The sequence below is a fragment of the Sulfoacidibacillus ferrooxidans genome (genome assembly GCF_022606465.1).
Lineage (GTDB): Bacteria > Bacillota > Bacilli > Alicyclobacillales > SLC66 > Sulfoacidibacillus > Sulfoacidibacillus ferrooxidans.
Window position 1 is genome coordinate 1 of record NZ_JALBUF010000077.1, and the last position, 551, is coordinate 551.

Genomic DNA, 551 nt, shown 5'->3' on the forward strand with positions numbered 1-551 from the left:
GACGTGCAATCCGTAACATTGTCTCATGATCCAAGGTATTTGCATTAAGAATAACTGCTGCTGGATTTCCCTCAAAAGCATTACTTGTAAAGCTGTTCACAACGGAAAAGGGTATATCTACCATTAAGTGACACCTCTTTCTTATGAATAAAAACTAATTCCCCGACTAATTTGCACATTAGCCTAACAAAACGTAAAGCCCTTAATTCCAACTTGGTAGACGCGAGCCCCTCATTTAGACCCATGGACTTCTCAGCGACTGTTACGAGACGGATTGCTCGCTTCATGCCTACAGTTCGCATTACACCACAGTTCTTCCACTGACTCACAATCTCGCTGCGCCAAGCGAGACGAGATCCTGTAGCAGCGGGCTCTTACGAAGTGTAATGAGAGATGCCCTGCCTTCTAAGTTTTTAAACACCTCGGTATATTCCGGAAAGACCCGATCTAGCCAGTTCTGAATTCGCCGGTCCACTTGCCCTAAATTCAACATGACCTTGGACCTCATCCAGACAAGCTCCATGGGCTGAACAGTTGCAAGTATAATCTTG

Annotated in this window: 1 protein-coding gene; it reads right to left on the bottom strand. The window is 45.2% G+C overall.

Annotated features, from left to right (window positions below; genetic code table 11):
• Positions 1-124: PhzF family phenazine biosynthesis protein (locus tag MM817_RS17640; protein ID WP_419723431.1), on the bottom strand; the 124-nt coding region annotated here is incomplete at its 3' end.
• Positions 125-551 lie beyond the last annotated feature (427 nt).